At 66.0% G+C, this 8995-nt stretch carries 8 protein-coding genes; 6 read left to right on the forward strand and 2 right to left on the reverse strand.

What is annotated here, in order from left to right:
- Positions 1-18 precede the first annotated feature (18 nt).
- Both IFU11_RS19775 and IFU11_RS19780 read left to right on the forward strand, forming a co-directional pair.
- On the forward strand, positions 19-1299 hold the full coding sequence (locus IFU11_RS19775) for a sensor histidine kinase (RefSeq protein WP_192020079.1): 1281 nt from the start codon (positions 19-21) through the stop codon (positions 1297-1299).
- On the forward strand, positions 1296-1955 hold the full coding sequence (locus tag IFU11_RS19780; protein ID WP_192020080.1) for a response regulator: 660 nt from the start codon (positions 1296-1298) through the stop codon (positions 1953-1955). Before IFU11_RS19775 ends, IFU11_RS19780 begins: the two co-directional genes overlap by 4 nt.
- 209 nt (positions 1956-2164) lie before the next feature.
- Here IFU11_RS19780 and IFU11_RS19785 read toward each other — a convergent pair whose 3' ends face one another.
- Positions 2165-4585, reverse strand: a complete 2421-nt coding sequence (locus tag IFU11_RS19785; RefSeq protein ID WP_192020081.1) for an NB-ARC domain-containing protein — start codon at positions 4583-4585, stop codon at positions 2165-2167.
- A gap of 649 nt (positions 4586-5234) precedes the next feature.
- Here IFU11_RS19785 and IFU11_RS19790 point away from each other — a divergent pair.
- The 4 genes from IFU11_RS19790 (at position 5235) to IFU11_RS19805 (ending at position 8604) form a co-directional block, all read left to right on the forward strand.
- Positions 5235-5621, forward strand: a complete 387-nt coding sequence (locus IFU11_RS19790; protein WP_192020082.1) for a hypothetical protein — start codon at positions 5235-5237, stop codon at positions 5619-5621.
- 93 nt (positions 5622-5714) lie between these two features.
- Positions 5715-6758 (forward strand): ABC transporter substrate-binding protein, encoded by a 1044-nt coding sequence (locus IFU11_RS19795; protein ID WP_371742844.1) that lies wholly within the window; start codon positions 5715-5717, stop codon positions 6756-6758.
- Between the two features lie 11 nt (positions 6759-6769).
- On the forward strand, positions 6770-7846 hold the full coding sequence (locus tag IFU11_RS19800; protein ID WP_192020083.1) for a FecCD family ABC transporter permease: 1077 nt from the start codon (positions 6770-6772) through the stop codon (positions 7844-7846).
- Positions 7843-8604 (forward strand): ABC transporter ATP-binding protein, encoded by a 762-nt coding sequence (locus IFU11_RS19805; protein ID WP_192020084.1) that lies wholly within the window; start codon positions 7843-7845, stop codon positions 8602-8604. The genes IFU11_RS19800 and IFU11_RS19805 overlap by 4 nt, the downstream gene beginning before the upstream one ends.
- A 46-nt stretch (positions 8605-8650) precedes the next feature.
- Here IFU11_RS19805 and IFU11_RS19810 read toward each other — a convergent pair.
- A partial coding sequence (locus IFU11_RS19810) for an META domain-containing protein (RefSeq protein WP_199862391.1) occupies positions 8651-8995 on the reverse strand: 345 nt, incomplete at its 5' end.

Raw genomic sequence — 8995 nt, forward strand, 5'->3', positions numbered from 1 at the left:
CCGTGGTTGACTCGACCCATGACCTCTCCCGCGCGGCCCGCCCCTGTCGCGGCCCGTCTGCGCTCGGCGCTCCCGCCGGTCCTGGTCCTCGCCGGTGCGGTTGGGTATCTCGGGGTCGTCCCGTGGGTCGACGAGCTGCACGCCGTGCCGGGTCGGATCCCGCCGTGGGCGCACGCGGCCCTGGTCGTGCTCCAGGCCGTCGCGTTGCTGCTGCGGGTCCGGTACCCGGTGGTCGTGTTCGGGGCTGTGGTCACGCTCGACCTCGTGATCCTCGGCAGCACCGGCGGTGAGCTCGGGATCGGCTCGTTCGGCGTGATCCTCGCCACCTACGCGCTCGCTCGTCGCCAGGAGCGTCGGACGGTCATCCGCGCGCTGGTGGCCGGCGCGGTCGCGACGACGGTCGTCGGCGGCATCGCGATGGCCTTCGGGTCGTCCGAGGAGCCGCTCATCCTCGTGTTCGCGGCCGTCGCGCGCATCGTGTTGCAGTACGTGCTCCCGGCCGGCGTCGCCGAGTACGCCAGGGGTCGCGAGCGCTTGCTGTCGGCGATCGAGGACCAGGCGCGCATGGCCGAGAACGAGCGTCGGATCAGCGTGCAGAACGACCTCCGCGCTGAGCGCACCGCGCTCGCCCGGGAGCTGCACGACATCGCCGGGCACCACCTGTCGGGGATCATCGTCAGTGCGCAGGCGGCCAGCGCACTGGTGGAGCGCGACCCGGAACGCGCTCGGGAGATGCTCCAGACGGTGCAGTCCGATGCCCGCACCACGCTCGTGGACCTGCGGCGGACGGTCGGCCTGCTGCGCAGCGACGACGCGGACGCCCAGGGCAGCGGAGACGGATCGACGCTCGGGCCGGCGACCACTCCGACGATCGCCGCGATCCCGGAACTCGTTGAGGCAGCGCGGTCGCGGGGGCAGCACGTCGCCTACACCGTGACCGGTGAGCCTCGTGTGCTGGGTCCGCTCGCGGAGACGGCCGCGTATCGGACCGTCCAGGAGTCGCTGGCGAACGCCGCCCGGCACGCGCCCGGAGCTGTCTGCCGTGTCGCGGTGCGGTTCGAGGCGGATGCGATCGAGCTCACGGTGACGAACGCCGCGTCGTCGCAGCGGCCTGCGTCGCCGTCTCGTGACGGTTACGGCCTCTGGGGCATGCGCGAGCGTGCCGAACTCATCGGAGCACGATTGACCGCGGCGCCGACGGACGAGGGCGGGTGGCGCAACCAACTGACCATCCCTGACGAGCACCGTCCCGACGACCGTCCCGACGACCGTCCCGACCAGCATCGGAGTGACCAATGATCCGCCTCCTCATCGCCGACGACCAGGCGGTCGTCCGCGCCGGCCTCTCGGTGATCCTCGGGGCCGAGCCCGACATCGAGGTGGTGGGTGAGGCGATCGACGGAGCCGACGCGGTGCGGTTGGCGAAGGAGCTGCGTCCGGACCTGATCTGCATGGACATCCGGATGCCGGGTACGGACGGGATCGCGGCGACCCGCACGATCACGGCGGACCCGGACCTCGACGCCGACGTCCTCATCCTCACGACCTTCGACGTCGACGCGGACGTGTTCGCCGCGCTCGAGGCCGGAGCGGCCGGCTTCTTGCTGAAGGGCGCCGATGAGGCGACGCTGCTTGCCGCGATCCGGTCCGTCGCAGCGGGGGAGGGGACGCTCGACCAACGCCTCACCCGTCGCATCCTCCGTGAGTTCTCGGAGCGCCGGCGCGAGGCCCCGGTCGCCACGGCACCGGTCGAGTCGCCGCTCACCGACCGCGAGTTCGAGGTCCTCGACCTCCTCGCGCAGGGACTATCCAACGCGGAAATCGCCGACCGCCTGTTCGTCGAACCTACGACGGTGAAGTACCACCTGGCCGGTCTGCTGCAGAAGACGGGAGCGCGCGACCGCCTGCAGGCCGTGCTCTGGGGCATCCGTGCGGGACTCGTCGACCCGCGTTGATCCGTCGACAGCTGCTACGAGACGGGGCCCACGTCGGAGGAATGCACTGATCTCAGAGGTTCCGGCGCCTACGCCGTAACGCCGCAATCAGTCGTTGTCGCCCATCGGGTCGAAGGTCAGTTTCTCCGCGATGACGTCGGGGTGGACGTGGGGTTGGCGCCTCCAATTCGCGGGCCGTGGCGATGCCGGTGTTGACGCGTTCGACGCAACTAGCGCCTGGCTGGCTGGCTGCTCGCAACCAGGTCGCCTCGTGCAGATTCAAGGCTGCGTTGCGTCTCGCTCCCGAGCGAATTCGGGAATTTCGCTCGGTCGAACGCATCGTGGAGGAGACGTCGCTTGTTGGACTCGATGAGAAGGTGGTGCTTCACAATGAAGCCCCCCACCTGACGGAGCGCGGCGGAGTGTCGCACAAGTGCGTGCTCCGAGACTCGATGCAGTGAACGCACGGCGTGGAGGACGCATTCTGCCGTTGCGTTGCGGAGGCGATCGTCGTGGGGGTTCTTTTCGAGCAGGGCGCGTCCCTGGTGAAAGCCGGTCAGGGCCTTTGTAAGTGCGGGTTCCGCCTCATGCTCACGGAGATGATTGTCCGCCCAGCGACCCCAGCTGTCTACGAGTGCTGTGGTGACACTCAGTACTTGGCGGTGGCTGGCTCCATCGAGAGCGAGTTCAAGTTCCTCCTGGCCGGAGGCGTATGCCCCGTTCCAATAGAGGATCCTGCCATGCAGGAAGTGGGTTTCAGAGCATGGCTCTAGACGTGCGGCTTCCTCTGCGTGCGGAAGAGCGCCCGGGGTGTCTCGAATATTTCGGGCCAGTACATCCGCCATCTCATAGTGTGCTTTTGCTCTGAATGAATCATCCTGAGCGTACGTGAGAGCTGACTGAAGCTGAGACACGGCGGCTTCGTACTGTGTTTGCTGGGAGAGCATCCGCGCCCAAACGCGGTATACCTCCGGGAACTCAGGGTTGAAGCTCAGTGCGCGTTGCACTTGAATCTCAGCCTTAGCAAAATTGCCGGTCCTAGCAAGATTTTCCGCCGACTGGAGAAGGAAGACCGCCGGGTTATCGTTCGTGTCTCTTGCAGTAATTTGCGGATACCGTCGGCTCTTCGCCCCGCCATCAAGCGCGGCTCGATAATCGCGCTCCCGCTTGCGCACTGTCGACAGAAAACTTGTGTTGATGGATGGCTTTTGAAGGTACATTCGCGCAGTAGCAGTGAGCGTAAGTCGGCCAGCGATGGCACCTGAAGTGTCTGCTTCGACCAGCACAAGTGAGCCACGAGTCAGCTCTTGGGTCGCTCGCCGTAATGCATCCACAGACATCTCAGTGAGGACGGCGAACTCATCGAAAGAGATCCCCCGGTCCAGCGTGCGAAGGACGTCAAGTACGGCCTGTGAATCGGTTGTAAGCGTATCGACGACGTTCTTGACACAGAACTCTAGCAAAGCACTCTGATCGCGCAAGGTCTCCAGCGGGATGCGTCCAGCTTCGCTCGCCAATACAAACCATCGAATTGCCAGAGGGCTACATCGCAGTGCCCTAACGGTGTTCTTTGCTGCGATTGGGCTCAGGGATGCGAGTGACCGCTGATCCCGCGCCGAGGCAAATTTTCTCAGCAAGAGTTCAGACTCGGCCTCATTTAACGGTAGCACCGGGACAGTTCGCTCAAGCTGCCCAATACCCCACCTACTGGTGAATAGATAAGTCACCGACTGAGGAAGGGCGTCGTACATCTGAACAATCTCTTCCCCGTGCGCGGATTCGAGGTTGTCGATGATGATCAGTGTTTCGATTCCGTCTAACGCGTCCGATAGCTCTTGGAGAGAACCTCCGAAGTCAGAGTCTAGGCCCCGACCCAGTTCTCGGATCGTACTCTCAACACCTCGAATCGCACCTCTCAACTCCTCGATTCCGTATGCAGTCAACTTTTCTGTTTTGAGTGATACCCACAAGATGGCCTCGTAGGGGTTGTCCTCGCTGTCTAGCAATTCGTAGGCCACATCGAGCGCAAGCGCTGTCTTCCCGATACCGCCCTCGCCAATCAGGGTCGTTACGGGGTTTCGTCGACGTCTTAAGGTCTCAATGAGTTTGACCCTCAGGTCCTTGCGACCAATGAAACTCGTTTCGTCGTAGTCAACCTCGGGCAAATTGTGGAGAGTCCGCTCGTTAGGAGCAGATCGCTTCTCAAAGAGTGGCTCCCACGCGGCGTCCTCTTCGAGATGCTTCAGCACGCTCTTCGCGTTGGGCCAGTGCCGAGAGCGCAAGCCCGAGAGTAAGTCAACGGCGGTCGTCGGATCTGTGTCGGCAAGTGGCCTGCCGTGCATCACGCGGTGTCGAATGGGAGTAAGCCGAGGTAGCAGGGGCAAGTTGTCTCTGAACTCGATCATGAGCTCATGGGGCAGTAGGTCCTTGTGGCGCGCGAGGACGTCCACAGCGGTTTGAAGGTCGAGGAAGTGAACGGATGCGTTTGAATCACTATCGTCATCGGCCTTGCGTCGCCCTTCGATCTGGGCGAGTTCCGCGGACGCGTAGACGTCCGACTCACTGAGGTGATCCAGGAGGTACCGTTCGATGCTTGCGCGGAGGTCCGCCTCAAATGCGTCAATCAGTACATACAGCCGTGCTCGGCTCATTCGAAGCTCGTTCAAGATATCCCCCGGTGTGTTTCGCGCCATCTTATCGGCGCAAGTTGCTTGTGTCGCGGCGCACAGCCCAGCGCAAGTGCCTGGCGCTGGATTCGGTCCGCGCTTGAGGACACGGTGGAGTCCGCCGCGAGATGGGTTTTAGGTCTCTCTGCTCTTTGCCACCGGGCGAGCCAGCCGCGCGGACGGCAGGCAATGTGTCCTGTGAATCCGTAGCTTCCGGAGGCATTTGGGGGCTTCCCGAACGTAAAGCGTAGAACTGACGTGGCGAACCGGTACAGAGCCCGACACTCTCGTGTCAGTCCGGATTGGTCTCGCCTGCTCGATCGTGCAAGTCTCACCCTGGTAGGAATGGCGGGGTTATGAATGTTGAGATGATGATCGGAGCGATCATCGTGCTGATCGCAGGTGCGGGTCTGATGATCTTCCCCAGGGCGCTCGACCGGTACGCAGGACCGCGCCTGCGGAGGACCATCAAGAGGCAGCAGACTTCTCCCGACGGAGATGCAGCTCTCTGGCGATGGCTTGGACTTCTTGTCGCCACCTTGGCAACGCTCATGCTCATCAGGTCGCTCGGGTGAGAGGGACAATACGAAGAAGTCGTCTCAACAGCCTCGGCGCTGTGGCTCAGGAGGAACGCATGTCCGATCCGTGGCCCGGACGTGCAAACGATCCGTACAGAGGCGAAGCCACTTCAAGTGGAACGCGAGTGTGGGTCGTCGCAGCGACCGCAGCACTCATCGCGCTGGTGCTGCAGATCATCCTCCGAATCGTGATCGACCGGCTTGCATCGACATCAACGCAGTTCTTTTCGGCTGATGACACAAACGAGTCCCGGATCACCTCGGTGTTTGGATTGAGCCTCATGTTCATCTTTCCGACCGCACTCTTCTTGCAGACGGTTCGGGCCGCGCGACGTGACCTGACCCTCCGTCAACGCATCCGGTGGTGGTGGACGTATTGGGGTCCAATTGCGTGGGTGACCGCCGGTTTTGCGTTGAGTTGGGGATTCTTGCGTTTCGGCTGAGCTGCGTTTGGGGGTCGGAGCGGACCGATTCGCTCCTCGCACTCAGGTAAGGCTATCCTTCCTAGGTCCCACCTCTCGAATGAAGGAGACGACGTGCACCAGCGCGCCGCCATCAGCCTCGTCCTCGCCGCGGCACTCGCCGTCGGACTGTCCGCCTGCGGCGCGTCCGAAGCGGTCGAGCCCGAATCGACCGCAGCCGCAGGGCAGGGCGCGACCGACTACCCGCTCACGCTCGACAACTGCGGCACCGAGGTCACGATCGACGCCGCGCCCCAGCGGGTCGTCTCCCTCGACCAGAACTCGACCGAGATCCTGCTGTCCCTCGGTCTCGAAGACCGCATGGTCGGCACCGCCTCCTGGACGGACCCCGTCCTCGACTCCCTCGCCGACGCGAACGCCGACGTCCCGCGCCTGGCCGACAACGCCCCCACCTACGAGGTCGTCCTCGGTGCCGACCCGGACTTCGTCACCGCGTCCTTCGGCCGCCACTTCAACGAGGGCGGCGTCGCACCACGCGAGCGGTTCGCCGAGACCGGTGTCGCCAGCTACCTCTCGCCCACCGACTGCGACAACGGCACGAGCATCAACGGCGGCGGGACGCGCACGACGCCGCTCACCATCGACGCGCTCTACCAGGAGATCACCGAGATGGGAGAGGTCTTCGACGTCTCCGACCGTGCTGCCGCGCTCGTCGCCGAGCTGCAGGCCCGGGCCGCGAAGGCGACCGAGGGTGTCGACTTCGACGGCACGACGGTCGCGTTCTGGTTCGCCGACACGAAGACCCCATACATCGGCGGTGGGCTCGGATCTGCCGCGCTGCTCGCCTCGACCACCGGGCTCGACAACGTCTTCGGCGAGCTCGAGGACGACTGGCCGGCCACCACCTGGGAAGACCTCGTCGACCGCGACCCACAGGTCCTCGTCCTCGGCGACCTGCAGCGCGACCGGTTCCCCGGCGACCGCCTCGACGACAAGGTCGTGTTCCTGGAGTCCGACCCGCTGACGAAGACCATGGACGCGGTCCGCAACCAGCGGTACATCGCCCTCCACGGCGCCGAGCTGAACCCGTCCATCCGCTTCGTCGACGGCCTCGAGAAGATCAAGGCGTGGTGGGTCGAACACGAGGACGAGCTCTGAACCCGGAGACGGTGACGAGCACCGAACCGGTGACGAACAGCGACACGGCGCGGCGACCCGCCTCACGCGCACGCCGCGCGACGATCACCGGCCTGCTCGTCCTCGCCGGCGTGGTCCTCCTCCTCGTCTCGGTCGGCGTGGCGATCACACTCGGACCGGCGGACATCCTGCTCGTGAACGTGCGGGACATCGTCGCGAACCACCTCGGTATCACCGACATCCCGGTGAAGCTGTCGAAGGATGCGATCGTGTGGGAGGAACGCCTCCCACGAGCCTTCGTCGCGGCAGCCTGCGGAGCCGGGCTCGGGCTCTGCGGCGTCATCATGCAGTCGCTCCTCCGCAACCCGCTCGCCGACCCGTTCATCCTCGGCATCTCCTCCGGTGCGTCGACCGGTGCTGTCGCGATCGGGATCCTCGGACTCGGCGGTGCGTCGATCGGCCTCTCCGGCGGCGCGTTCATCGGCGCGCTCGTCGCCTTCGGACTCGTGCTCCTGCTCTCCCGTCTGTCGGGCGGCGGGACCGATCGGGTCGTCCTCGCGGGCGTCGCCAGCACGCAACTCTTCTCCGCGCTGACGTCGCTGCTCATCTTCGCGTTCGCCGACTCGGACGAGACGCGCGGCGTGATGTTCTGGCTGCTCGGCTCACTCGAGGGCGTGCGCTGGGACGATGTCGCGCTCTGTGCGATCGTCGTCGTCGCCGGCTCGATCCTGTGCCTCCGGTACGCCCACGCGCTCGACGCGTTCGCCTTCGGTGAGGACGTCGCGGCGTCGCTCGGTATCCACGTCGCGAGGACGCGGGCGATCCTGCTCATCGCGACGGCGCTCATCACGGCGACGCTGGTGAGCGTCGCGGGGGCGATCGGCTTCGTCGGACTCGTGCTGCCCCACGCCGCCCGCCTGCTCGTCGGACCCCGTCACGGTCGGCTCATCCCGGCCACGGCGATCATCGGTGCGATCTTCATGGTCTGGGTGGATGCCGGGTCGCGCGTCGCGTTCTCGCCGACGCCGCTGCCGGTCGGCGTCGGGACCGCGCTCGTCGGGGTCCCGGTCTTCATCGCCCTGCTGGCCCGGAGACGGAGGCGCGGATGACACTCCACGCTGAGCACGTGTCCTGGAACCGCGGCGGCGCGCTCGTCGTCGACGGCGTGACGCTGCACCCCGAGCCGGGACAGACCGTCGGCCTCCTCGGACCGAACGGGTCGGGCAAGTCGTCGCTCCTGCGGGTGCTCCACGGCCTCGTGAAGCCGACCGCCGGACTCGTGACGCTCGACGGTGTCGACCTGGCGTCGGTCGGTCGACGGCGCATCGCGCGTTCGGTCGCCTCGGTGACGCAGCATGCCGACACCGACGTCGACATCACGGTGCGCGACATCGTGCGGCTCGGCCGGATCCCGCACCGCTCGGGACTGGGCGGTGACACCGCAGCCGACGAGGCCGCCGTCGTCCGCGCGCTCGCCCACGTCGGCCTGCTCGACCAGGCCGCCCGCCTGTGGCACACCCTGTCCGGAGGCGAACGCCAGCGGGCACAGATCGCGCGCGCACTCGCGCAGGAGCCACGCGAGCTCCTCCTCGACGAACCGACCAACCACCTCGACATCCGACACCAGCTGGAGCTGCTCGACCTCGTCTGTGCGCTCCCGGTCACGACCGTGATCGCCATCCACGACCTCAACCTCGCCGCGATGTACTGCGACACGGTCGTCGTGCTGCGGGCCGGTCGGGTGGTCGCTGCCGGGGCGCCGGGCGAGGTGCTGACCGCGGCGCTCATCGCGGACGTCTACGGCGTGGTGGCCGAGGTGACGCTGGATCCCCGCCGAGGGCACCCCGTCGTCACGTTCACGCGATGATCCCACCCGCTCTGGGCACCAGATGGCCCGAGCACCGTGGGCTCGCTCACTCCGAGCGCTCGAGCGTGCCGATCTCCGTGCCGCTCTCGTCGAGGACGACGAGGCTCGTGTCGGTCCAGGTGCCGGACGCTCCGCCCGACAACCAGGTGTCGACTCCCTCACAGGCCATCCGTGTGGACACCAGCGGCGCGAACTCGACCGTGTCGCCGTCGGCAGTCCACGAGCCCATGAGGCGGTTGCAGCCGTCGGTCCCCGTGACCTTGCCGTCCTCCGCGAACACCAGCGATGGGGTGTTCTGCGCGTCGGGGTCTCCCCAGACACCGACGACACCGACAGCGTCGCCCGACTCGGCGGCAGGCGCTGTGGTCGAGGCGTCGGCGCCGCCCCCCGC

It is taken from the genome of Plantibacter sp. CFBP 8804 (assembly GCF_014841225.1).
In the GTDB taxonomy this organism is placed as follows: Bacteria; Actinomycetota; Actinomycetes; order Actinomycetales; family Microbacteriaceae; genus Plantibacter; species Plantibacter auratus.